The 24187-nt window shown below is 66.7% G+C and carries 22 protein-coding genes, 1 tRNA gene and 1 other RNA gene; 17 read left to right on the top strand and 7 right to left on the bottom strand.

Going from position 1 to position 24187, the window contains the following annotated elements:
* From APM_RS03615 to APM_RS03605, 3 genes are all read left to right on the top strand, one after another.
* A partial coding sequence (locus APM_RS03615) for a DUF58 domain-containing protein (protein ID WP_007421998.1) occupies nucleotides 1-704 on the top strand: 704 nt, incomplete at its 5' end.
* A complete protein-coding gene (locus APM_RS03610; RefSeq protein ID WP_007421997.1) occupies nucleotides 701-3379 on the top strand; it encodes a DUF4159 domain-containing protein in 2679 nt (892 codons plus the stop codon). The genes APM_RS03615 and APM_RS03610, both read left to right, overlap by 4 nt.
* Nucleotides 3376-5388 (top strand): hypothetical protein, encoded by a 2013-nt coding sequence (locus APM_RS03605; RefSeq protein WP_007421996.1) that lies wholly within the window; start codon nucleotides 3376-3378, stop codon nucleotides 5386-5388. The genes APM_RS03610 and APM_RS03605 overlap by 4 nt, the downstream gene beginning before the upstream one ends.
* 18 nt (nucleotides 5389-5406) lie before the next feature.
* Here APM_RS03605 and APM_RS03600 read toward each other — a convergent pair whose 3' ends face one another.
* The 3 genes from APM_RS03600 to nudC form a co-directional block, all read right to left on the bottom strand.
* On the bottom strand, nucleotides 5407-6336 hold the full coding sequence (locus tag APM_RS03600) for a tartrate-resistant acid phosphatase type 5 family protein (protein ID WP_007421995.1): 930 nt from the start codon (nucleotides 6334-6336) through the stop codon (nucleotides 5407-5409).
* Between the two features lie 110 nt (nucleotides 6337-6446).
* On the bottom strand, nucleotides 6447-7046 hold the full coding sequence (gene wrbA / locus APM_RS03595; protein ID WP_007421994.1) for an NAD(P)H:quinone oxidoreductase: 600 nt from the start codon (nucleotides 7044-7046) through the stop codon (nucleotides 6447-6449).
* A gap of 89 nt (nucleotides 7047-7135) precedes the next feature.
* Complete coding sequence (nudC, locus tag APM_RS03590; RefSeq protein WP_007421993.1) at nucleotides 7136-8047, bottom strand: NAD(+) diphosphatase; 912 nt, start codon at nucleotides 8045-8047, stop codon at nucleotides 7136-7138.
* A 78-nt stretch (nucleotides 8048-8125) separates the two neighbouring features.
* On the opposite strand from nudC, the gene ffs reads away from it, so the two are divergent.
* The 6 genes from ffs (at nucleotide 8126) to APM_RS03565 (ending at nucleotide 12835) form a co-directional block, all read left to right on the top strand.
* Nucleotides 8126-8223: signal recognition particle sRNA small type (ffs, locus tag APM_RS20200), an RNA gene on the top strand.
* A 31-nt stretch (nucleotides 8224-8254) separates the two neighbouring features.
* Nucleotides 8255-10099 carry a DNA polymerase III subunit gamma/tau gene (locus APM_RS03585; RefSeq protein WP_007421992.1) on the top strand — a complete coding sequence of 615 codons (1845 nt, stop codon included), beginning with the start codon at nucleotides 8255-8257 and terminating at the stop codon, nucleotides 10097-10099.
* Nucleotides 10099-10422, top strand: a complete 324-nt coding sequence (locus tag APM_RS03580; protein ID WP_007421991.1) for a YbaB/EbfC family nucleoid-associated protein — start codon at nucleotides 10099-10101, stop codon at nucleotides 10420-10422. Before APM_RS03585 ends, APM_RS03580 begins: the two co-directional genes overlap by 1 nt.
* A gap of 25 nt (nucleotides 10423-10447) precedes the next feature.
* Complete coding sequence (gene recR, locus APM_RS03575; RefSeq protein WP_007421990.1) at nucleotides 10448-11038, top strand: recombination mediator RecR; 591 nt, start codon at nucleotides 10448-10450, stop codon at nucleotides 11036-11038.
* Nucleotides 11035-12141, top strand: coding sequence for an OpgC domain-containing protein (locus tag APM_RS03570; protein ID WP_013640480.1), 1107 nt, complete (start codon nucleotides 11035-11037; stop codon nucleotides 12139-12141). The genes recR and APM_RS03570 overlap by 4 nt, the downstream gene beginning before the upstream one ends.
* Nucleotides 12119-12835 carry an SGNH/GDSL hydrolase family protein gene (locus tag APM_RS03565; RefSeq protein ID WP_012039739.1) on the top strand — a complete coding sequence of 239 codons (717 nt, stop codon included), beginning with the start codon at nucleotides 12119-12121 and terminating at the stop codon, nucleotides 12833-12835. The genes APM_RS03570 and APM_RS03565 overlap by 23 nt, the downstream gene beginning before the upstream one ends.
* A 3-nt stretch (nucleotides 12836-12838) precedes the next feature.
* Here APM_RS03565 and APM_RS03560 read toward each other — a convergent pair whose 3' ends face one another.
* The 3 genes from APM_RS03560 to secD all read right to left on the bottom strand — a co-directional run bounded on the left by APM_RS03560 (nucleotide 12839) and on the right by secD (nucleotide 15960).
* A complete protein-coding gene (locus tag APM_RS03560; RefSeq protein WP_007421987.1) occupies nucleotides 12839-13309 on the bottom strand; it encodes a DUF3775 domain-containing protein in 471 nt (156 codons plus the stop codon).
* 79 nt (nucleotides 13310-13388) lie between these two features.
* A complete protein-coding gene (gene secF / locus APM_RS03555) occupies nucleotides 13389-14369 on the bottom strand; it encodes a protein translocase subunit SecF (RefSeq protein WP_007421986.1) in 981 nt (326 codons plus the stop codon).
* Nucleotides 14370-14379: 10 nt separating this feature from the next.
* Complete coding sequence (gene secD, locus APM_RS03550) at nucleotides 14380-15960, bottom strand: protein translocase subunit SecD (RefSeq protein WP_007421985.1); 1581 nt, start codon at nucleotides 15958-15960, stop codon at nucleotides 14380-14382.
* A 91-nt stretch (nucleotides 15961-16051) separates the two neighbouring features.
* Between secD and APM_RS03545 the strand changes: the two genes are divergently transcribed.
* The 8 genes from APM_RS03545 to APM_RS03510 all read left to right on the top strand — a co-directional run bounded on the left by APM_RS03545 (nucleotide 16052) and on the right by APM_RS03510 (nucleotide 22367).
* On the top strand, nucleotides 16052-17032 hold the full coding sequence (locus tag APM_RS03545) for a Gfo/Idh/MocA family protein (protein ID WP_007421984.1): 981 nt from the start codon (nucleotides 16052-16054) through the stop codon (nucleotides 17030-17032).
* 54 nt (nucleotides 17033-17086) lie between these two features.
* Nucleotides 17087-17935, top strand: a complete 849-nt coding sequence (gene minC, locus APM_RS03540; protein ID WP_138919154.1) for a septum site-determining protein MinC — start codon at nucleotides 17087-17089, stop codon at nucleotides 17933-17935.
* A gap of 10 nt (nucleotides 17936-17945) precedes the next feature.
* Nucleotides 17946-18761 carry a septum site-determining protein MinD gene (minD, locus tag APM_RS03535; RefSeq protein WP_007421982.1) on the top strand — a complete coding sequence of 272 codons (816 nt, stop codon included), beginning with the start codon at nucleotides 17946-17948 and terminating at the stop codon, nucleotides 18759-18761.
* Nucleotides 18758-19021: a cell division topological specificity factor MinE gene (minE, locus tag APM_RS03530; protein ID WP_007421981.1), complete on the top strand. Its 264-nt coding sequence runs from the start codon at nucleotides 18758-18760 to the stop codon at nucleotides 19019-19021. The genes minD and minE overlap by 4 nt, the downstream gene beginning before the upstream one ends.
* Before the next feature lie 93 nt (nucleotides 19022-19114).
* A tRNA-Phe gene (locus APM_RS03525) sits at nucleotides 19115-19190 on the top strand.
* 59 nt (nucleotides 19191-19249) lie between these two features.
* Nucleotides 19250-19828 carry a DUF4337 domain-containing protein gene (locus APM_RS03520; protein WP_231295250.1) on the top strand — a complete coding sequence of 193 codons (579 nt, stop codon included), beginning with the start codon at nucleotides 19250-19252 and terminating at the stop codon, nucleotides 19826-19828.
* 443 nt (nucleotides 19829-20271) lie between these two features.
* Entirely contained in the window at nucleotides 20272-20541 is a 270-nt protein-coding gene (locus APM_RS03515; protein ID WP_007421979.1) for an HU family DNA-binding protein, read from the top strand.
* Between the two features lie 335 nt (nucleotides 20542-20876).
* The gene (locus tag APM_RS03510; protein WP_007421978.1) at nucleotides 20877-22367 is read left to right on the top strand and encodes a Hint domain-containing protein; all 1491 of its coding nucleotides are present in this window, start codon (nucleotides 20877-20879) and stop codon (nucleotides 22365-22367) included.
* Here APM_RS03510 and APM_RS03505 read toward each other — a convergent pair whose 3' ends face one another.
* Complete coding sequence (locus tag APM_RS03505; RefSeq protein ID WP_192826783.1) at nucleotides 22368-24032, bottom strand: NAD+ synthase; 1665 nt, start codon at nucleotides 24030-24032, stop codon at nucleotides 22368-22370.
* Between the last annotated feature and the right edge of the window lie 155 nt (nucleotides 24033-24187).

Genomic DNA, 24187 nt, shown 5'->3' with positions numbered 1-24187 from the left:
AGTTCTGGCAATATCGCGAACTCCACGAGGCCGACTCCGCCCGCAGCATCGACTGGCGGCGCAGCGCACGCGGCGAACGGCTGTATGTCCGCGAGCGGGAGTGGGAAACCATCGAAACGCTGATGCTGGATATCGCCGATCATCCCGGCATGGCGTTCCACTCCGCCGGCGCGAGCGAACCGAAATTCGACCGCGCGCTGGTGCTCGGTCTCGCCCTGGCCGCGCTCGCGCTCGATGGCGGCGAACGCGTCGCTGCCTGGCGCCGCACGGCACCGCTTGGCGGACCCGGGGCGCTTGAACGCCTCGCTGCCGGCTTTCTGCTGCCGAAGACAGTCGCGCCCGGCCCCGGCCGCCTTGCGCTGATCGGAGACTTCCTCGACCCTCCGGAGGAGGTCGCGGCCGCGCTGTCGGCCATGGGGGCCAGTCTGCGGGGTGGCGTCCTGCTTCAGGTGCTTGATCCCGCCGAATGCGATTTTCCGTTCCGCGGTCGTGTGCTGTTCGAGGATCCGGCGGGAGGGCGTCCGGAAGATGTCGCTTCTGCCGAGGATGTTGCCGTCGCCTATCGCGCGCGCCTGGCCGCGCAACGTGCCGCCGTCGTCCGTGCCGCCGAAACGGCGCGGCTGCGCCCGTTGTTCCACCGCACCGACACTCCTGCCGGCCCGGCGCTCGCCGCCCTGCGGTCTGCGCTTGAACCGGCGCGATGATCGGCCCGGTCAGTTTCGCTGCTCCTGCCGTCCTCGCCGGGTTACTGCTGCTCCCGGGACTATATTTCATCCTTCGTGCGACCCCGCCGGCGCCGCGCCGGCAGCTGTTTCCGGCGATCCGACTGCTGCGCGACATCCCGCCCACCGCCCGGAGCCCGGCGCGCATGCCGCTCTGGCTGCTGCTTCTGCGACTGGTTGCGGCTGCCGCAATCATCATCGGCTTCGCCGGCCCGCAGATCGTACCGCCTCCAATCCTTGGCGGCGCAGGCCCGGTTCTGCTGGCGATCGACAATGGCTGGGCCAGCGCGGCCGACTTTCCGGCGCGGCAGGAGGCGGCGCGGCGCATCGTCGATCAATCGGGCCGGCGCGGCGTGATCGTGCTGCCGACGGCACGAGATGCCGCGGGGCATCTGCCTCGCGCCAGCGCCCTGCTGGACCGCTCCGCCGCGCTGGCCGCGATCGGCGGGCTTCGTCCCGAGGCCTGGCCGACGGACCGTGCCGCCGCTGCGGCCGCTGTCCGCGCGGTGCGGCGCGCGCATCCTGATCTTACCGCCGTATACGTCGCCGACGGTCTGGCCGCGCAAGGCCTTCGCGGTTTTGTTGCCGCACTCCGCCCGGCGCGAATCGTTGCCGCATCGCCCGCGCGGCTTCGACTGCTGGAGCCGCCGGGCCTCTTGCCGGACGGATCTCTCCTTGCCCGGGTCGGCGTCGTGCCGCAGGCGGCAGCGGTCTCGGTTCCCGTCCTCGCCGAAGACGGCGCAGGGAGCGCGCTCGCCCGCGTGGACATAAAGGTGCAACCTGGAACGTCTGAAGGTGCAGCCCGGATCGACCTGCCGGTTGCACTTCAGGCGCGGGTGAGGCGCCTCGTCATTCCCGGCATTGCCGGGCCAGCGGCGGTCGCCCTGCTGGACGGCGCGTCGAAGGGGCTGCTGGTCGGGCTTGTGGCGGGCGGCGCGGCCGATGCCGAGCAGCGCTTCACCGGCGCACTCTATTACGTGCGCCGGGCTCTCCCCAATGGAACGAAAGTGGTCGCCGGATCGTTCAGCAGTGTGGAGGGGGCTGATCCCGGCGCGCTCATCCTGGCGGATGTGAACCTGCATCCGCGCGAGATCGCGTGGCTGCGGCGCTTCATGTCGGCGGGCGGGGTCGTCATCCGCTTTGCCGGGCCGCTCACCGCATCAAGGCCCGATTCGCTGAATCCAGATGCGCTTCTGCCCGGCGTTCGCGACCTGGCGGGTGCCCTGGCCGGCGGACACCCGGAGGCCATCGCGTCCTTCGCGCCGGATTCGCCGCTGGCAGGAATGGCCTTGCCGCGCGATGCGCGCGTCCGCCGCCAGAGCCTCGCGGACCCGGCGCGGCTCGATCCGGCAACCGTCTGGGCCAGTCTGGCCGATGGCACGCCGATCATACTCGGCAGGCGCGAAGGGCGCGGTGCCTTGGTCGATGTGTTGACGGCCGCCAATCCGGGCTGGTCGGACCTGCCGCTTGCTGCCGATTTTCCCGCGCTGATTCGCCGCCTGGTCCGTCTCGGGGCGGGTCGTGTGCCGAAATCCGGTCAACTCACGCCGGTTCGCGTGCTTGACGGCGAAGGCCGGCTGGTGCCGCCCGGCGCAGCCGCGCGGCCGCTGGATGCGGCGAAACTGGGCAACATCATGGTTTCGCCCGCTCATCCGCCAGGATTGTGGGGCAATGCCCGCGGTTCGGCGGCGCTCGATCTCGGCGGTCATGTGCCGGCACTCGCCGCGGCCTCGTGGCCTGCACTGGTGCCGGTGACCGGGCTCGATGCCTTGCCGCGAGCGCGCCGCTTCGGCCCCGACCTGCTGGCCGCCGCGATGGCCCTGCTGCTCGTCGACATGGTGGCGACGCTGCTGCTCCGTGGCGCCCTTCAGCTGCGTGTTCTGGCGGGCGCGGCCGGGCTTTGCATGCTTGTCCCGGCGCCGCATGCGCGCGCGGCGCCACCGGCGGCGGCGCTGACCGCATCGCTCGCCTATGTCCGCACCGGCGATCCGGCAACCGACGCCATCGTGCGTGCCGGACTGACGGCGCTCTCCACCCAGGTGAACGAGGAGACCGCCGCCGTGCTCGGCACACCGCAGGGCGTGGTGCCGGGGCAGGGCAATCTCAATCTCTATCCGCTGCTCTATTGGATGGTGACGTCTGCGACCCGTCCGCCCGATCCGGCTGCCTGTGCGGCGCTCGACGCGTTCATGCGCGGCGGTGGCCTGCTGGTGATCGACACCGATGGCGGCAACCCCGGAAGCGCCGGTTCGGGTGCCGGGTTCGACCCGGGCGCCGGCGCCGCACTGCGCCGGGCGACGGCCTGTCTCTCCCTGCCGCCCCTCAGGCCGCTGACCGACCGTGACACCCTGGCGCACACCTTCTTTCTCACGCGCAGTTTTCCCGGCCGTTTCGACGGAGCGCCGGTCTACATTGCCGCGCCAGGCGGCCGCGACGCCGACGGCGTGAGCCCGGTGGTGATCGGCGCGAATGACTGGGCCGGTGCCTGGGCACTCGACCAGGCCGGCAATCCCTTGCAGGCTCTTCTGCCCGGAACCCCCGGCCAGCGCGACAAGGCCGGCAGGTTCGGCGTCAATCTGGTGATGTATGCGCTGACCGGCACCTATAAGGCGGATCAGTTGCAGATCCCCGCCATTCTCCGAAGACTCGGCGAATGACGATACCCGTCGTCTTTGCGCCGCTGGTGCCTTGGCCTCTGATTGCGGGACTGGCCGCGATTGCGCTCGCGTTCGGCGGCATCGGCCTGCTTCGCCGGGCGCGCGGCGCCTGGCTGCGACTCGCCGGCCTTCTCTTCCTGCTTGCCGTGCTGGCCGGACCGCGCTGGCAGGTGCGCACGACCGCGCCCTTGCCGGACACGATCGTGGTCATTCGCGACCGCTCACCCTCGATGGCGATCGGGCGGCGCGCGGCGCTTGCCGCTGCCGCCTATCGGCATCTTGCTGCCACGGTGCCGAAAGGTGTCACCCTCCGCACCGTTGCCGTCGCCGGCGACGGGCATGATGGAACGCCGCTTTTCTCCGCGCTGAAGGCGGCGCTCTCCGGAATTCCGCCCGGGGAACTCGCGGGCATCGTCGCCATCACCGATGGCGAAGCCACCGACGCACCGCCGAGCCGACTGCCCGACGGCGTGCCTGTCTCGGCATTGATCCCCGCCGCGCCGGGCCAGACGGATCGGGCGCTGCGCCTGATTTCAGCACCGCGCTACGGGCTGGTCGGCCACAAGGTGACGCTGCGTTTCGTCGTCCGGGACCATGGCGTCGAGGATCGCGGCACCGCGGTTCCGGTCGGCATCTCGGTCGATGGGCACACGGTCCATGTGGTCAGCGCACGGGTGGGACAGACGGAGACAGTGCCGCTCGATGTCTCGCATGCCGGGCGCGCGGTCGTTGCGGTGTCGGCGGCGCCGCTGGCGGGTGAGGTGTCCCGCACCAATGACCAGGCGGTGTTCCATCTCGATGGCGTGCGGCGGCGGCTGACGGTGCTGCTGATCGCCGGCCGGCCCAATCCGGGGCTGCGGGCCTGGCGGCTGCTGCTGAAATCCGATCCCGCCGTGCGGCTGGTGAATTTCACCATCCTCCGCCTGCCCGACGAGCCGATGCCGGCGCCGCTGCGGGACATGGCGCTGATTCCCTTTCCGGTGGACCAGTTGTTCGACCGGGATATCGGAAAGTTCGACCTGATCATTCTCGACCAGTTCGCGAATGATGATCTGTTGCTGCCGCCCTATCTCGCGAATATCGCGCGCCATGTCCGCGCCGGCGGCGCGCTGCTGGTCGAGGCCGGGCCGGAATTCGAAGGGAACCGGTCGATCGCCGATTCGCCGCTCGGGCCGATCCTCCCGGTGCGCCCCTATGGTGCCGGCACGGTGACTGGCGCCTTCACGCCCCAGCTCACGCGTGCAGGGCTGCGCGACCCGGTGACCGCCCGTTTCGCGCGTGATTCACTCGGTCCCTGGTATCGCTATGAAACGGTGCAGCGGCGCCGCGGCGTGACGCTGCTTCGCGTGCCGGGCGTGGCGGCGCCGCTGCTCGTTCTTGCGCATGAGGGCAAGGGGCGGGTCGCAATGCTGCTTTCCGATCAATTCTGGCTTTGGGCACGCGGCGCGCTGGCGGGCGATGCGGCGATGCGCGGGCCGGCGGCGGCGCTGCTTGGTCGCACGGTCCACTGGCTGCTCGGCGATCCGTCACTTGCGGCGCGTCAGTTGCATGCGTCCATTGCGGCGGGGCGGCTGAGCATACGCCGGATCGGGCCGGATGGCCCCCCAGGTTCGGTGACGGTGACGGCGCCGGACGGCCGGACCATGACCATCGCGCTGCACCGCACTGCGCCCGGGAGGTTTGCGGCCTCCCTGTCGGCCGGCGGGCCCGGTGTGTGGCGGGTTGCCGGCGGCGGCCGCACCGCCTATGCCGCCGCCGCAGACGAGGATCCGGCAGAGCAGCGGGATCTGGCCGCGAGCAGCCGGATTTTCGCGCCGCTCGCGCGCCGCAGCGGCGGGCGGATCGTCTGGCTCGCACATGACCCGGCGCCAGGCTGGCAGGGGCTCTACCGGCGACGCCATGCCAGCATCGTGACCGGTGAGCGTGATGTGAAACTGCCACCGGCAATTCCGGGCGTGCTTCTTGGACTTCTGCTGATTGTCGCCGGCTGGTGGCGCGAGCGCGCGTGAGCCGGCGGCGCGACGACCTCAGGCCGAGATGGACTTCGCGAAACGCGTCTTGCCGTCCATGTCGATGAAGGCGAACGCAATCGCCTCGCGTGTGACTGACGTCGTCAGGAAGCCATGTGCGCCAAGGCAGAATCCCGCGCGGCTCGGCGTGCCGGGATCGTAGATTTCCGATCCGACGCCGTTGGTCACGTAGGAAACTCCGCCCATCTCGACATATTGCATCGAGTGGTCATGGCCGTTGATGTAGAGCTTCACGCCATGGCGGCGCAGGACCGGTTCGAGTGCCGCGATCAGGTCGGGCTGGTCGTGGCCGGGTCCGCCAAGGGCGGTGTAGAGCGGATGATGCCCCACCACGATCTTCCAGCGGGCGGCCGATCGACCGAGCGCATCATCGAGCCAGGCGCGCTGGGCGTGCGGGTCCTGCCCGGAAATATCGGTGACTGTGCCAACATATTTCCGGATGAAGGGCGAGGTATCGAGGAAGAAGATCTCCGCCTCGCCGCCGCCGGGCAGCGTTTCGGTGTGGGTGTAGTAGCGGGCCGGCAACTGCCAGCGCTTCGAGCGTTTCGAATATTCGATCTGCGCGGGCACGTTGCCGCGATAATCATGGTTGCCGAGGATTACTTTCCACGGGCGCTGCAGCGAGGCCTGATCGTAGACGTCCTCGAAGCTGGTTTTCCACTGCGGATCGTTGACGGATTTCACACCGGATTCATAAAAATTGTCGCCAAGCGAAAGGATGAAGCGCGGCGAATCGGCGGCGGCCCGATCAGCCATGGCCTGGGCGACGTTGCGCTGATGATGCGCGCCGTCGCGGCCCCAGTCACCGATCGAGAGGAAGCGAAATGCATCGGCCGTTCCGGCATGCGCGGCCGGCGCGGCGGCAAGCAGGGAGGCGGCCGTGAGTTCGGCGCCGGTGCCCAGAAAACCGCGGCGGGATATTGTCATGCGGGACCTCCATCGATCAATTCGGCCCCCGTCTACCCCGCTGTCTCGGTGAAGTCATATGACAAGACGGGGACAAAGGGCGGCCCTTGCGGCGCCGCCCGTTCGTCCGTTTAGCCGGCGAGCTTTGCGGCGATCCCGGCGACATGCTTGCCCTGCGCGCGGGCAATGGCGAGTTCGTTGGCGCTCGGCTGGCGGGAACCGTCGGCGCCGGCCAGTGTGGTTGCGCCATACGGCGTGCCGCCGGTGATCTCGTTCATGTTGGTCAGCTCCGGGTTGGAATACGGAACGCCGACCACGATCATGCCGTGATGGAACAGCGTGGTATGGAACGAGGTGATGGTGGTTTCCTGGCCGCCATGCTGCGTGCCGGTCGAGGCGAAGACCGAGCCGACCTTGCCGATCAGCGCGCCCTTGGCCCAGAGGCCGCCGGTCTGGTCGAGGAAATTGCGCATCTGGCCGCACATGTTGCCAAAGCGCGTGGGCGTGCCGAAAATGATCGCGTCGTAGTCGGCGAGTTCCGCCGGCGTTGCGACCGCCGCGTCCTGGTCGGTCTTTGCGTGGATCGCCTTCGCGGTGTCTTCCGGCATGGTCTCCGGCACGCGCTTCAGCGTCACCTCCGCTCCGGCGGCCTTCGCCCCTTCCGCCACGGCCTTGGCCATCGTCTCAACATGGCCCCAGGTGCTGTAGTAGAGCACAAGAACTTTCGCCATTTCGACTCTCCGTCAGGTTGTGATGCGCCCGCTATACGACGCAATTCGTTCGATATCAAACGTTATCTGATGACAATTCGGTGTCTGGTTCAATGCTCCTCGGCAATCCAGTCCTCGATCAGCTTGCGCGCGATCGAATCCCGTGGTGGCAGGTTGAAGCCCGCTTCGCGGCGGTTCGCGAGATCCGCGCGGGTGAACCACGCGGCGGCGCGCATTTCCTCGGCGTCGAGCGTGATCGCCTCGCTCACCGCTTCGGCACGGAAACCCAGCATCAGTGAGGCCGGAAACGGCCAGGGCTGGCTGCCGGTATAGGAAACCGTTCCCACGTGAACGCCGACCTCTTCAAGGGTTTCGCGGCGCACCGCATCTTCGAGACTTTCGCCCGGTTCGACGAAGCCGGCGAGGGTCGAGAACATGTTCCGCTCGGGCGGAAATTTCTGTGACTGGCCGAGCAGCACGCGGTCGCCTTTCGCAACCAGCATGATCACCGCGGGGTCGGTGCGCGGGAAATGCTCGGTGCCGCATTGCGCGCAGCGCATGGTGTGGCCGCCGCGTTCGGGAGCGCAGGCGCCGCCGCAGACGCCGCAGAATTTGTGGCGGGATTGCCAGTAGAGCAGGCCGCGCGCTGTGGCGAGCAGCCCGGCCTCCTCGGCCGGCAGCGTCGCGGTCAGCCCGCGCAGTTCGAGAAACGCGCCGCGCGGACGGTGCAAAGCATCGAGCGGCGCGTCATGTGCCGAAAGATCGACGGCGAAGACCGGGCTGCCGTTCATCAGCCCGAGAAAGACGCCTTCCCCCGCGTCCTCGCGCGGCGGGGCATCGAGCACGGCGCGGGGTTCCGGTTCGGGAGCGATCAGCAGCTTGCCGCGCCAGTAGGCGACGAAGCCGGCGCCCGTATCGGCGCGGGCCGCGGCCAGCCAGTCGGCATCGGTGCGGCGGTGGCTGGCGCGGTCGAGCCGGGCGGAGCTGTAGAGCAGGGCGGAAGGGAGCGGAATATCGTGCATGGCGGGAAGGTGGCACCGGTCCACGGTGCCGGCAAGCCGGCCTTGCAAAGAGGCTTCAAAGGATAGATATGGAAAGCGGGAGGCCGGTCGCGGACGGGCGCCTCGCCAACCCGGTCAGGGCCGGAAGGCAGCAGCCGCAACGAGTTTCCGCACGGGTCGCGGTTCCGGTCTCCCACCTCTCAATCCAGCCCAGCTCATCGGAGGCGCATGGCCGGTCTGTTCGACGACGACGAGACGGACGATCAGCCCAGGTCCGAGCCGCCGCCGCCGGGACCGTCGCTGTTCGGCGACGACGAATTGCCCGAGGCCGCCGCCCCGGTCCATGCCGAGTCCTACCGCGTCCTCGCCCGCAAATACCGCCCGACCACCTTCGACGACCTGATCGGCCAGGACGGGCTGGTCCGCACCCTGCGCAACGCCTTCGCGATGAACCGCATCGCCCACGCCTTCATGCTCACCGGCGTGCGCGGTGTGGGCAAGACGACGACGGCGCGGATTCTCGCCCGCGCGCTGAACTGCACCGGGGTGGACGGGCAGGGCGGTCCCACGCCCGATCCCTGCGGCGTGTGCGACAACTGCGTCGCGATCCTCGCCGACCGCCACCCCGACGTGGTGGAGATGGACGCGGCCTCGAACACCGGGGTCGACGACGTGCGCGAGATCATCGAGGCGACGCGCTTCCGCCCGATGATCGCCCGCACCAAGGTGTTCATCGTCGACGAGGTCCACATGCTCTCGCGCAACGCGTTCAACGCGCTGCTCAAGACGCTGGAGGAACCGCCGCCGCACGTGAAATTCGTGTTCGCCACCACGGAAATCCGCAAGGTGCCGATCACCGTGCTCTCGCGCTGCCAGCGTTTCGACCTCAAGCGGGTGCCGGTCGATGTGCTGGCCGCGCATTTTGCCCGCATCGCGGAGAAGGAGGCGGTCGCGGTCGAAGGTGGCGCGCTCGACGCCGTCGCGCGCGCCGCCGACGGGTCGGTGCGCGACGGGCTCTCCCTGCTCGACCAGGCGATCGCCCGGGCCGATGAGGGGGCACCGGTCACGGCCGAACTGGTGGCCGATATGCTCGGCCTGGCCGATCGCGGCATGGTCTTCGATCTGCTGGAGGCCGTCGCCGCCGGCGATCCGGCCGGTGCGCTCGGCGTGATGGACCGCGCGCATGAAGCCGGCGCCGATCCGGTATTGGTGATGCAGGATCTGCTCGGCCTCGCCCATACGCTCTCGCGCCTGAAGGCGATCCCGGCCCTGGCCGAGGGCAGCGAATTGCCCGAGCTCGACCGCGCCCGCGGCGCGCCGCTGGCCGCGCGGCTTTCGGTGCCGTTTCTCGGCCGCCTCTGGCAGATGCTGCTCAAGGGCGTCGCCGAGGTGGAGCAGGCGACCGACCGGCGCGCCGCCGCCGACATGATCCTGATCCGCCTCTGCTACGTGTCCGACCTGCCGCCACCCGGCGAACTGGTTCGGCGCCTGTCTGGCGAGGGGACGGTGGCCCGCGGCAATGCCGCGCCCGCGTCCGCGCCCGGCCCGGCCCCAAGGGCGGTGGTGAACGGCGCCCCGGTCGCGCCGGCCGAGACCGCCCCGGCAACGGCCCCGCGCCTTGCCCGGTTCGAGGACGTGATTGCCCTGGCCGGCGAGAAACGGGACGCCTTGCTCTATGCCCATCTCCGCCACGATGCCCGGCTGGTGCGGTTCGCGCCGCCGGTGATCGAACTGAACCTTACCCCCGAGGCGCCTCGCGATCTTTCGTCCCGCCTCGCCAGGTTTCTCGAGGCGGAAACCGGACGGCGATGGACCATCGCCCTGTCCCGCGCCGCCGGCGCACCGAGCATGGTCGAGGCCGAAACCACGGCACGCGAGACGGCGCGCAACGAGGCACTCGACCATCCGCTGGTCAGGGCCATCTTCGAGACGTTTCCTGGGGCGAAGATCGCGAGCGTCGAGGTCGACGCGCCGCCCGCCCTTGCGGAGCCGCCCGTGATGGATGATGACCGCTTCGACGATGTCCCGCCGATTTCCGACGACGATATCGCCGATGCCATGGAGATCGACTGATGAAGAACCTCGCCGGCCTGATGAAGCAGGCCCAGCAGATGCAGCAGAACATGCAGGAGATGCAGGCGCGTCTCGAAGCCATGGAGATCCGGGGCGAGGCCGGCGCCGGCCTGGTGAAGGTCACGCTGTCCGGCAAGGGGGAGATGAAGGGGATCGAGATCGATCCCAAGCTGATCGACCCGAACGATGCCGAGATGCTTCAGGACCTGATCGTCGCCGCCCATCGCGACGCCAAGTCGCGGCTGGAAACCCTCGCTGCCGAGGAAATGCAGAAAGTGACGGGCGGGATTTCGCTGCCGCCCGGCATGAAGCTGCCGTTCTGAGGCTGCATAGGCGGATATTCCTGCGATGATGGGCCCGGAGATCGAGCGGCTGGTCGGGCTGATGGCGCGGCTGCCGGGTCTCGGGCCGCGTTCGGCGCGGCGCATCGTGCTGCGGCTGATGGCCGAGCGCGAGCAGCGCCTGCTGCCGCTGATCGCGGCCCTTGATGCCGCTTGCCAGCGCGTCGCCGTCTGCCCGACCTGCGGCGGACTGGATTCCCAACAACCCTGCATGATCTGCGCCGATGCCGCCCGCGAACCGCTGATCTGCGTGGTCGAGACGGTGGCCGATCAATGGGCGCTGGAACGCGCGGCAGTCTATCGCGGCCGCTATCATGTCCTCGGCGGCCTGTTGTCGGCCATTGCCGGCCATGGCCCCGAAGATCTCGGCATCGACCGACTCGTCGCCCGGCTCGACGGATCGGTGCGCGAGGTGATTCTCGCCCTGCCGGCCACCGTCGATGGCCAGGCCACCGCGCATTATCTCACCGAACGGCTCGCGACCTGTGGCGTGAGCGTTACCCGGCTTGCCCAGGGCGTTCCCGTCGGCGGCAGTATCGAGATCCTCGACGAGGGCACACTCGCCCTCGCGCTTTCCGCCCGCCGCGCTGCCGGATGATGCAACTCGTCCGCGACGGGCGCGACCTCAGGGTCGATTTCTTCCGCGGCATCGCGCTGTTCTGCATCTTTCTCGACCATATCCCGCACGACACGCTGGCCCGCTTCACCGTGCGCAACCTCGCACTGAACGACGCGACGGAAATCTTCATCCTGCTTGCCGGCTTTGCCGCCGCCCTTGTCTATGGCCGCAAGATGGATCGCGCGGGGCCACTTTCCGCCTCGGCCGACATGCTCAAGCGCGCCTGGACGCTCTATATCGCGCATATTTTCCTCTTCGTGCTGTTCGCAGCGCAGGTTGCGCTTGCGGCCATCTGGTTCGCGCGGCCGCAATACATTTCCGGGGTGGGAATCGATCATCTGGTTGCGAAGCCGCTTTCGGCGATCATCGAGGCCGTGCCGCTGCTCTACCAGCCGGCCTATCTGAATGTCCTGCCGCTCTATGTCGCCATCATGGGCGGCATCGCGCCGTTGCTCTTCATGCTGCGCTTTCCGCGCGCACTGCTCGTGCTCAGTTTCGCGCTCTATGCCGGCGCACGGATCTATGGCTGGAACCTGCCGACCCACAGTGGCCACGGCTGGTACTTCAACCCGTTCACCTGGCAGTTGCTCTTCGTCCTCGGCATGCTGTTCTCGCGCTATGGCAAGCCGGATTTGCCCGTTCTCGCGACCGATGCGGTTGCGGTCGTGCTGCTGCTGATCGGCTTCGCGATCCTGCTGACCACATGGATCGAGCCGTCCCTCGCGAAGCACATCCCGCCACTGCTCAAGCCATTCGTGAGCAATATCGACAAGACCGGCCTGCATCCGTACCGGCTGGCCTCCATTCTCTCGCTTGCCTGGCTCGCCTCCCGCCATGTCCGCGCCGAAGGACGGTTTCTGAGCAGTCGCCTCGCCCGCGTCTTCGTCCTGATCGGCCAGTACGGCCTGCCAACCTATTGCGCGAGTATCCTGCTCTCCTATGCCGGGCGCATCGTGATGGACACCGATGACGGCTGGGCGATGCAGATCGTCGTCAATCTCGCCGGTCTCGCCGCGCTGCTCGGCGTCGCCGCGATCGCCGCCTGGTACAGGGTGAAAGATGCCAAACCGTCTGTTTCCTAGTCTCCTGCTGCTTTTCGCATTGGCCGGGACGGCGGCGGCCGCGCCGTCCTGCCCGACCGTGCCGGTGCAATATCTGCGTCTGCCGCATCTGCGGGCCGCGATCCACCAGGGCCAGCCGGTCGTGATCGCGGCGATCGGTTCGTCATCCACCTGGGGTGCGATGGCGCACGACATCGGCGATTCCTATCCCGCGATGTTGCAGGACGACCTTGGCGACCGGTTGCCGGACGCGGAGATCAGCGTGATCAATCGCGGCATCAGCGGCGAGGACGCGCTGCGCGAGGACCGCCGGATGGAGCGCGATGTGCTTGCCCTGAGGCCCGTGCTGGTCATCTGGCAGGTCGGCGCCAATGCGGCGATGCGCGGCGAATCGCCGGACCGGTTCACCGCTCTGGTGGAGCAGGGATTGCGCAGACTTCGCGCAGCCAATCTCGATGTGGTGCTGATGGATAACCAGCGGTCGCGCCGCCTGTTGCACTCGCCCGACAATGCGCGGATCAACGCCGCCCTTGCTCATCTGGCCCGGCGCTACCGGGTGGGCCTGTTCTCGCGCGATGTGCTCATGCGCGCTTGGGCGCGCGCCGGCGCCGATCCCTCCGGTTTCCTCGCCGCCGATGGCATGCACATGAACGATCGGGGCTATGCCTGCACCGCGGCGGCGCTGGCCGATTCGATCGTCGCTGCGGTGAAATAGCGTTCAGGCGTCCGGTTCGAGAGCCTCGGGCGCATAGCCGAGCGCGTTCAGCCCTTCCTCAAGCATGTCGCCGAGGCCGGTTTCGCCGAGCAGGTCATCAGCAAGGTTGCCGTTGATCTGCTCCGCCGCCTGGGCGCGGGCGTCGGCCCACTCCTCCCTGCCGAAATCACCGCGGCCGACAAGAAAGAGAGCCAGCAGGTCGGTCGCGGCCTCGTCGGACAGAAGGTCGATGGCCTCCCGCAACTCCGTCTCGCTTTCATCGCCGGCCTGCTCGTCGAGCATGTCGGTCTCCTCCTCGGGCGGAGGCGTGCCCGCTTCGGGCTCTTCCTCCGGCTCGACCGGCGGCAAATGGGCCTCGACGGCGCGTGCCTTGAGGATAATGAAGGCGACATGCTCGGGCGGGATTTCGAGCGGAACCGGCTCGGGTTCCTCGGTGTCGATCACGCGTTTCCTGTCACGATCCGGATCGGCCATGGCGGGGTCTCCTCATCGGTGCGACTCCGGATCTGTGCATTGCGCCTTCGGGTTTGAAGTCCTCCGGAAGGCGAGTCTCTCAGCGCGAGGCGCGGGCCGTGTCCTTCGCGACGGTCGGATCGTCGGCGACTTTCGGGTTGCCCCGGCGCAACCGGTGCTCGCCGAGCAGCAGCAGGATCGGCGCCGCGATATAGATCGACGACGAGGTGCCGACGACGATGCCGAACAGCATCACCCAGGCGAAGCCGGAGAGCGAGGCGCCGCCGAACAGGGCAAGCGGCAGGGCGGCGAGGAACACCGTGCTGGATGTGCCGAGCGTGCGGTTGAGGGTTTCGTTGATCGACAGGTCGATCAGCTCGCGCAGCGGCATGGTCTTGTATTTGCGCAGGTTTTCCCGCATCCGGTCATACACAACCACCTTGTCGTTAGTCGAATAGCCGATCACGGTCAGGATCGCGGCGATGGTGACCAGGTCGAAGGGCAGGCGGGTGATGACCATGAAGCCGATCGTCTTGGTCACGTCGAGGATCAGCGTCGCCACCGCGCCGACGGCGAACTGCCACTCGAAGCGGAACCAGATGTAGACCAGGATCATCAGGAAGCTGATCCCGAGCGCGATCAGCCCCTGTTGGAACAGCGTCGCCGAGACCGAGGCGCCGATCGCCTGGGTCGAGAGGATCTTCGCACCGGGCAGGTTCTGCTTCACCACTCCTTCCGCGGCGGCGAGGGATTTCTGCGTATCCTTTGCATTGTCCTGGGATTCGAGGCTGATCAGCACGCCCTTGTCGCCGCCGAAGCTCTGCAGGGAGGCGCCGGGCAGATGCACCGCCGCGAGTTCCGCCCGCAGCCTGGTGAAATCCGGCTTCTGCGGCGTTGCCACCTGAATGACGACGCCGCCGCGGAAATCGAGGCCAAGATTGAGGCCGGGATGAAAGAACAGGATCACCGACGCGGTCGAGAGAATGGCCGAGACCGCGAGGCCGATGAACCGTCCCTTCATGAACTGGATGCGCGTGCCGTCCGGCACCAGGCGGAAGGCGGGGCGGGTGAGGAATTTCATGGCGCGGGCCTCAGAGAACCGGCAGTGCGGCGGGACGGCGCGCGACATACCAGCGCGCCGTGATCAGCCGGACCAGCACGGTCGACGTGAACAGGGTTGTGATGATGCCGACACAGATGGTCACCGCGAAGCCGCGCACCGGCGGCGATCCGAAGATGAACAGCATGATGTGGGCCAGCAGCGTCGTCACGTTACTGTCGATGATGGTACCGTAGGCGCGCTTGTAGCCGGCCTCCAGCGCCGCGAGCGGCTTGCGGCCGAGCTTGACCTCCTCGCGCACGCGCTCGTTGATCAGCACGTTCGAGTCCACCGCCATGCCGAGCGTCAGCAGGATGCCCGCCATGCCCGGCAGCGTCAGCGTCGCCCCCATGAGCGACAGCACGGCGATCAACAGCAGCAGATTGACCACGAGGGCGATGTTCGCGAACCAGCCGAACAGGCCATAGAAACTCGCCATGAAGGTGATGACCAGCACGAAGCCCACCGCCAGCGAGACGATGCCGGCGCGGATCGCGTCGGCGCCGAGTTCCGGCCCGACGCTCTGCTGCTCGACCACCTTGAGCGGGGCGGGCAGGGCCCCGGCGCGCAGCAACAGCGCGAGGTCGGATGCGCTCTTGGCCGTGAAGCTGCCCGAAATCTGTCCCCGCCCGCCGACGATCGGCGTGCGGATCACCGGCGCCTCGATGATCTTGCGATCGAGCTCGATGGCGAACAGCTTGCCGACGTTATGGGTCGTGATGTCGGCGAATTTGCGGGCGCCGACACTGTTGAAGGTGAAGTTCACCACCCATTGCCCGCTCTGCGGGTCCTGCCCGGCCTGGGCGTTGGTCAGGTCCGCGCCGTCGACCGCGACGCGCGAGCGGATCGCGAGCTTCCGGCCGCTGCCATCGCTCATCGGCAGGATCTCGACGCCAGGCGGCGGTGTCTTGGTCTCCGGGTTCACGTCCTCCGCGACCATGTGGAAGGTCATGTGAGCGGTCTTGCCGAGCAGTTTCTTGATCTGGTTCGGGTCGGACACGCCGGGCAACTGGATGACGATCTGGTCTGCGCCCTGCCGCGCGATCTGCGGGTCCACCACGCCGCTGCCGTCGATGCGGCGGCCGATGATGGTGATCGACTGGGCGATGGCCTGCGTCTGCTTGGCGATCAGTGCCGGGCGCGAGAGGGTCAGCGTTGCGGCTCCGGCATCCGACACCTTCACGTCCAGATCCGGCGCGCCGCCGGCCGCCGCCACCGGCGAGACCAGCTTCGCGAGGATCTGCCGCACCTTCGGCGCCTCGCCCGGCTTGACGAGATTGAACTGGACCCGCCGCGCTGCAACGTCCCCGCCGAGATCGGTATAGCCGATATCGGCCTGGAGCAGGGCGTGGCGCACCTCGTCGGTCAGGTTCGCAAGCTGCTCCTTCACGACGGCGTTCATGTCGATCTGCATCAGCAGGTAGGATCCGCCGCGCAGGTCGAGGCCGAGATGGATCTGTGGCCAGGGAATGCCCGGCACCGGCCGCTTGATCAGGTTCGGCAGCGTGAGCAGCACGCCGATCGCGCAGAACAGCACGATCAGGGTGGTTTTCAGGCGCGTGAAATAAAGCATGACAGGCGAAGGGCTCCCAACGGCAAGGCATGGGTGGTATGGCGGCCTCGGCTTGCGGGTGCAAGCCCGCTGCGGTCGGGAACGGAAAGTGATGCAGAAACTCGGGGTTGGTGTGATCGGGGTCGGCCATTTCGGCCGCTACCATGCGTTGAAGACGGCCGCTTCCGAGCGGGCCGATCTGGTCGGCGTGTCCGATCCCGATGCGGGCCGTGCCGCGGCGGTGGCGGCGGAAGCCGGTTGTGTCGTCCGCCCGCTCGACGAACTGATCGCGACGTCCGACGCGGTGATCGTCGCCGCTCCGGCCGACTCCCATTTCGCCCTGGCCCGGCGCGCGCTCGAGGCCGGGCGTCATGTTCTCGTCGAAAAGCCGATTGCCGCGACGGTGGAAGAAGCGGAAATCCTCGGGCGCCTCGCGTGTGAGCGCGGCCTCGTGCTCCAGGTCGGGCATCTCGAGCGGTTTTCCGCCGCCCACGGCGCGGTCGCCGCGCGGATGGGCAAGCCTCTTTATATCGAGGCCGTGCGCATCGCCCCGTTCAAGCCGCGCGGCACCGACGTATCGGTGATCCTCGACCTGATGATCCACGATCTTGACCTCATTCTCGCCCTGGTAGCCCAGCCGATCGAAAGCATCGATGCGGTCGGCGCGGCAGTCGCCAGCGCGCATGAGGATATCGCCAATGCACGGGTGCGCTTTGTGAACGGCTGTGTCGCCACCGTCACCGCGAGCCGAATTTCCCTCAAGACCGAGCGGCGGATGAGAATATTTTCCGAGGCGGGCTATCTCGCGGTGGATTTCGCGGCGCGCCGGCTGAGCCTTGTCGGGCGAGGGCAGGGCGGAGGTCCGCGGATGCCCGGTTTCGAGGAATTCGGCATCGAGCAGGCCGGCTGGGAAGACCATGATGCGCTGGCCGCCGAGCACGCCGCGTTCCATGCCGCGTGCCTGGACGGCGCACCGGTGCTGGTCGACGCCGAAGCCGGGCGTCGCGCGCTGGAGGCGGCGATCGGCGTTGGACGATCGATCGCGGAAAGCCGTGCGAGGGCCGAGGCATCGGGTCTGATCGGCGGGCACTGAAAAGAGGGGGGCAGCCACGCCGAGTCGCGGCCTGCCGGGCCATCTATCGGGCGCATGCGGGCCAACCGGAAAAATCCAGTCCTGTCCTTGATCGTTTCGCTGGCTTCTGGACTTTTCCAAAATCCCTTGTTGACGCGCCAAGCCGCGGCCCGCTACGTCGGTCACGTGTCTGAAACAGCCATTCCGCTTCCTGCGATTCGAATCCGTGGCCGTACCTTCATGGCCATGGTCGTCATGCCGGAATCGCCTTTCGGCGCCTGGCTCGATGCGCTCGACCGGCAGATCCAGCGCTCTGTCGGCTTTTTCGAGGGCCGCCCCGTTGTGGTCAATCTCGCCCTTCTTGCGACGACCGGCGATGATCTTCCCGCCGTTCTCAAGGCGCTCGAGGCGCGTGACCTGCGCATCATCGGCGTCGAGGGGGTGGAGATGGAGCGGCTGGCCGGAACGCCCTGGTTTGGCGTCAATCTCGCTCCGCCGGGTCGGGAAGGTCGTAGCGACCGTGCGATCGAGATTCCGGAACCCGAAGCCGCCATGGCGGTCGAGGCACCAGCCGCACCCCTTGTTCCTTCGGCCCGCCCGTCGCTGCTGATCGACCGCCCGGTCCGTTCCGGCCAGTCGATCGTCTTCGAGGATGGCGACATCACGGTGATCGGCCCTGTTGCCTCGGGCGCCGAACTTATTGCCGGCGGGTCGATCCATGTTTACGGCACGCTCCGCGGCCGTGCCGTCGCCGGTCTCGCGAACGGTCACGAGGCGCGGATCTTCTGCTCCCGCCTCGCAGCCGAACTGCTCGCGATCGACGGTCTCTACCGCACGGCGGATCACTGGGGCACCGGCCTGCAGGGGCGGGCGGTGCAGGTCTGGCTGGATGACAAGGAGCTGCGCCTCGCAGCATTGGGATAGGAATTCATTCATGGCGAAGGTTCTCGTAGTCACATCGGGCAAGGGCGGCGTCGGCAAGACGACCTCTTCGGCCTCGCTGGGCGCAGCTCTCGCCCAGGCTGGGCAGAATGTCGTGGTGGTCGATTTCGATGTCGGCTTGCGCAATCTGGATCTGGTCATGGGTGCCGAGCGTCGTGTCGTGTTCGACCTGGTCAACGTCGTGCAGGGCGATGCGAAACTCGCGCAGGCGCTGATCCGCGACAAGCGGGTCGACACGCTGTCGCTCCTGCCCGCGTCGCAGACCCGCGACAAGGATGCGCTGACGCCTGAAGGCGTCGAACGGGTGATTGGCGAGCTGCGCGAGAAGTTCGACTGGATCATCTGCGACAGCCCCGCCGGCATCGAGCGTGGCGCCACGCTCGCGATGCGCCACGCCGACGTCGCCGTGGTGGTGACCAACCCCGAGGTGTCCTCGGTGCGCGACTCCGACCGGATCATCGGCCTGCTGGATTCGAAAACCGTGCGGGCCGAGGCGGGCGAAACGATCGAGAAGCACCTCCTGCTCACCCGCTACGACGCCGGCCGCGCCGCCCGTGGCGAGATGCTGAAGGTCGAGGATATCCTGGAAATCCTCGCGATCCCTCTGATCGGCATCATCCCTGACAGCGAGGACGTGCTGCGCGCCTCGAATGTCGGCTGTCCCGTCACGTTGCACAGTCCAACATCCGCGCCCGCCCGCGCCTATATCGATTCGGCCCGGCGGCTGATGGGCGAGACGATCGAAATTACCGCACCGGTCGAAAAGAAGACCTTGATGAGCCGTCTGTTCGGCAGGAAGGTCGCATGAACCTGTTCAATTTTTTCACCCGCTCGCGCAGCACCGCTCCGGTTGCGCGCGAGCGGCTGCAACTCCTGCTCGCCCATGAACGCGCGCTCTCCGGCCAATCCGATCTCGCCGTGGTGCTGCAGGAAGAAATTCTTGCCGTGATCGCCAAGCACGTATCGATCGACCGCGAGAAGGTGAACGTCAAGCTGGGCCGCGATGGCACGGTGTCCACGCTCGAGATCGACATCGAGATGCCGGAGGCGGCCCTCGTAAAGAACTGAGCGCGCGCGGCAGCCATCGCCGGTTATTGCAGGGTGATGACTTGATGCGCGCGCCGGCTTCGGCTAAACCCCGCGTCGCGCTGATTGCGCCGTGCCCAGGTAGCTCAGTTGGTAGAGCATGCGACTGAAAATCGCAGTGTCGGTGGTTCGATTCCGCCCCTGGGCACCACTGCCCCCAATGTCCCAGACCGATGATTGGCGCTTTACCCTGACACCGATGGCGGCGTGATGGACGGTATTGAAACGGCGACGGACAGTCTCGAACGCCACAAGCATTTGCGCGAACACCCCGAAAACCGTCACGCCCGGCGCATGGCGCTGCTGATCGGCATTCTCGCCGCCGCTCTCGCTATTTGCGAGATGGGCGAGAAATCGGCGCAGAACGACTATATCTCGAAGCAGATTGCCGTGAACGACACTTGGTCCTTTTACCAGGCCAAGGCGATCAAGGCCGATATCGCACGTTCGCAGGCGCAGTTGCTCAAGGCGTTTGCCACCCAGGACAACGACCCTGCAACAGCCCGCGCGGCGCAGGCGGCCGAAGCAAGGGCAGACAAGGAAGCCTCCGATCCGCAAGGCCGCGAAGGAAAGGCACAACTGCGCGCGCAGGCGCTGCGCCAGACCGAGGCGCGCGACCATCAGCTTGAGCGTTACCACCTTCTTGAAATCGTCGTGGGTCTGCTGCAGATCGCGATCGTCCTGGCATCGGTTTCCGTCGTTACCGACGTCCTCACGTTCGGTCTTGCCTCTGCTGCGTTGGGAAGCCTGTCGTTTTTAGCCGGTTTGGTGGTGATGGCGTTCGTCTAGGCCTCATCATCCGGCGTAATGGGGTTGACCGGCCAGGGGATACATGCCGTTCCTATCAGGCCAGCATCGCCATCCATCCGATCCAGTAGGGTCTGAAGATGCCAAGCGGACCTGGCCTGTGAATTCGTAGGCGAATATCAAGGATCAGCGACCGGCAATGCATCGATATCCCGATGCCCTCGCCACTTGGATTGGCCAATCTCGCTCGATTGAACGGATTTTCTTGCCGATTGATGAACAATCGGCTGCGGTGTCGTCGCAACTTCGCCACGAGCGCGCAAATTGGCAGTCAACGCATTTTCGTATGTTGAATAATACGGCGAATCGCTACAAGATTCGCCGCCGATCGATTCGTTGTTGGTCGATTCGTCAATTTATCCAACCTGCCGGAAACGCCGGCATCGGCCCGAAAGCCGATCTTAGACAGGAAAGAGGCTTCGACCATGTCGAAAGCGTTTATCGCCGAGGTCATTCAGGGCTCCGCCGAAATCACGGGCGTGGCCGCCAACCGCGCCGCGACGGACCTGATGGAAGCAATCGTCAAGGAACTGAAAAAGAACGGGAAGTTCACGCTGCCGAGCTTCGGCACGTTTACCGTCCGCAAGACCAAGGCGCGCAAGGGTGTGAACCCCCGCACCGGCGAGGAAATCAAGGTCAAAGCAGGTAAGACTGTGCGATTCAAGGCATCGCCGTCGCTCAAGAAGATGGTCTGACCCTTCAACTCCGGGGTCCGGTTTCTGCGTATTGTGACCGGAGCAATCCGCCGAGCGGGTCGCTCCGGTTGTGTTTCATGCTTTCACCCTGCGGCATTTGTCTCGCTACCCGGGAGATCGAAATAAGAAAGAAAGTTTTGTAACGAAAATGTTTTGCGTTGCCATCTTCAAATAACCGATAATAAATTTGATCAAATTTCAGAAATCATATACGATACTATCAAGTATAAAAAAAAAGATAAAACTGAAAATTTTTCAAATTTTGAACTTACCCGGATTTTTATGCCTGTTATGGGCCAGGCACGACGTTCCGGTGGGAGAAGAAGATGAGCAGGATGACGAAGCCGGGCGGAAAGGCTCCGGAACCGGCACGGTCCGCGGCAGTGCGCAATCGCGATCCCGAAGCCAGGACGTTTGGTATCCTGGATCTCCAGTTCACATCCGTTGATCCGATCACGATCAGCGGCACTATCGGCGGAACCGCCGATGTCGAATATGCCGATGAACTCCTTCTGTCGGTCCTGACGCCCATTGCCATGCCGCGCATCGATTCCGATCCGCCCGATGATCCGGACGAGTCGTTCGATATCGAGCAAAATGACCTTCACGATCACGCGGAAGACCAGGTCAGCACGGTTGCACCGTTGCAGCAGACGGACATGCACGGCACGACCGGCCTTGTCGATCTGACGCGTTTCGCCGCGGAGGCTGCCTCACCGCAAGCCGCGATGTCCCCCTTCGATCTGGCGCCCAGAGGCGTTGCGGACCAGACGGCCGCTTCCGCCGGGTCTGCGGATCTCGCGCCGCAGCCGGCCAGTGACAGGAATGCCGGCGTCACCACCTCGGTTTGTTTCCTCGAAGGAACCAGGATCTTCGGCCTGAATGGCGACATCCCGGTTGAAACCATGAACCGTGGCGATCGGCTGATCACCAAATCCGGAGCCATGCGGCCGGTGCGCTGGGTCGGACGCCGGACGATCGACAGCCAGCGCCATCCCCGGCCCGAAACAGTCTGGCCCGTGCGGATCGAGCGCGGCGCAATCGACGATGGTCTGCCCGAGCGGACACTCTATCTCTCACCCGATCATGCGATCTATCTCGATGGTTGCCTCGTGCCTGCCAAGGCGCTGGTGAACGGCCGCTCGATCGTCCAGGAGCAGCGCCGCAACTTCACCTATTATCACATCGAACTCGAGACCCACGACATCCTGCTCGCGGAAGGACTGCCCACCGAGTCCTATCTCGACACGGGCAATCGCCGCTTCTTCGAAAGCGACGATGATGCGATGACCCTTCATCCCGATTTCGCACAGACGATGCGCGAAACCCGCAGTTGTGCGCCCTTTGTCGAATCGGGGCCGATGCTGGCCGCGATCCGGGCGCGCATCGATGCGCGGCTGCCCGCTGCCGAGATAACGACCGATCCCGGCCTGCGCGTGCTCGCGAACGGGCGTTTCCTGCCCGTCTCGTCACTCGATCCGACGACCTATGCCGTGCAACTGCCTGCGTCGCCGACCGATCTGCGGCTGATGTCGAATGTCGTCGTCCCCGCCGAACTCCATCCGGACGCCGAGGATCGCCGTCGCCTCGGTCTCGACGTCGTCCAGCTGCTGATAATGAACGAGGGGCGGATGGTTCATGTGCCGCTCGAGAGCGAAATGCTGGGGGAAGGCTGGTACGCGCTGGAGTCCGGGCATCGCTGGACCAATGGCGATGCCGTCATCCCGGCTTCACTGACGGCCGGCGCCAAGACGCTGCTGGTGCGCCTCGCCGGGCAGACGAGCTACCCGGTTGCCGGCGCCATTGCCGCCGGGGTCGGATCCTGATCAGCCGACCAGGCGGGTGAATCCGTTGGTGATCGGATAGCGACGGTCGCGGCCGAAGGCGCGCGCGGTAATCTTCACGCCGGGTGGCGCCTGGCGCCGCTTGTATTCAGCACGGTCGAGCAGCTTCCACACGCGTGCCACGGTCGCCCGATCATGCCCGGCCGCGACCAGTTCCTCGATCGATTTCTCGCCCTCAACCAGTCCTTCCAGCACGGCGTCGAGCACGTCGTAGGGCGGCAGGCTATCCTGGTCGGTCTGGTTCTCCCGCAGCTCTGCCGAGGGCGGTTTGGTGATCACGCGTTCGGGCATCACTGCTCCGGCCGGCCCCAGCGCGTCCGCCGGGCGATTGGCGTTGCGCCAGTGCGACAGCGCGAAGACCGTCGTCTTGTAGACATCCTTCAACACCGAATAGCCGCCGCACATGTCGCCGTAGAGAGTCGCGTAACCCACCGACATTTCCGACTTGTTGCCGGTGGTCAGCACCATGTGGCCAAGCTTGTTGGACAGCGCCATCAGGATCAGTCCGCGCGCGCGGGACTGGATGTTCTCCTCGGTGATATCCGGTGTCCGGCCCTCGTAGAGCGGTTCCAGCACGGCGGCGAAAGCCTCGGTGGCGCCGCCGATCGGCACCGTGTCGCAGCGGATGCCGAGCAGATCCGCGCAGGCGGCGGCATCCTCGAGGCTGTGCGCGCTGGTATAGCGGCTCGGCATCATCACCGCGCGCACCCGCGCCGGCCCGAGCGCATCCACCGCGACCGCCGCCGAAAGCGCGCTGTCGATCCCGCCCGAGAGGCCGAGAATGACGCCGGGAAACCCGTTCTTGTTCACATAATCGGCCAGTCCCATCACCATTGCCCGGTAGACCAGGTCGAGCCGCTCAGGCTCGGGCGGCAGAACGTGCGGTTCCGCGACCAGGCCCGTGGTTGTCCGCTTCCAGACGAGCGTCTCGATCGCCGCACGGAAATGCGGCATCCGCAGCGCCAGCGAGCGGTCGGCATTCAGCGCGAAGGATGCGCCGTCGAAAACGATCTCGTCCTGCCCGCCCGTCATCGCCGCGAAGACGAAGGGCAGGCCGGTCTCCACCACGCGATTGAGCGCGAGTTGCAACCGCACGCCCAGCTTGCCGTCCTCGAACGGCGAGCCGTTGATCGAGACGAGCAGTTCCGCGCCGGTCTCCGCCAGGGTTTCCGACACGGCCGGCAGCCACCAATCCTCGCAGATCATCACCCCGAGGCGAAACCCGCGGAACATCACCGGGCCGGGGGCCGGGCCGGGCGCGAAGACCCGCTTTTCGTCGAATACGCCGTAATTCGGCAACTCGTGCTTGGCCCGCCGGGCGATGATCCGTCCGCCATCAAGCACGAAAGCCGCATTATGCAGCGCGCCTTCCGCCCTCCAGGGCAGCCCGACGATGACGCCCGGCCCGCCATCCGCGGTATCGGCGGCGAGTTCGGCGGCAGCCGCTTCACAGGCGGCAACGAAGGCTGGCTTCAGCACGAGATCTTCCGGCGGATAGCCGGCGATGCCGAGTTCCGGCGTGACCAGCAGGTCGGCGCCACGGCGCGCGGCTTCGGCGCGGGCCGCGCGGATCGCCGCGAGATTGCGGTCGATCGCGCCGACATGAAGGTCGAGCTGGGCGATGGCGAGCGTGAGTGTGTCGGTCATGCCGGCTAGATAGGCGGTTTTGGTGCCGTCGTCACCGCGTGCCGGATTATGACGGATTGTTACGAACCTGCCATCATTTGGCCTCAACGTCTGGTTACCGCCCTCTCACGGCCTGGCGGACCGAATCGCCAGGCCGCAAGACAAGCCAACCTCTT

Source organism: Acidiphilium sp. PM (assembly GCF_000219295.1).
Classification (GTDB): Bacteria; Pseudomonadota; Alphaproteobacteria; order Acetobacterales; family Acetobacteraceae; genus Acidiphilium; species Acidiphilium multivorum.
Note: the sequence above shows the minus strand (reverse complement) of the source record. Positions and strands in the feature narration are given on the sequence as shown.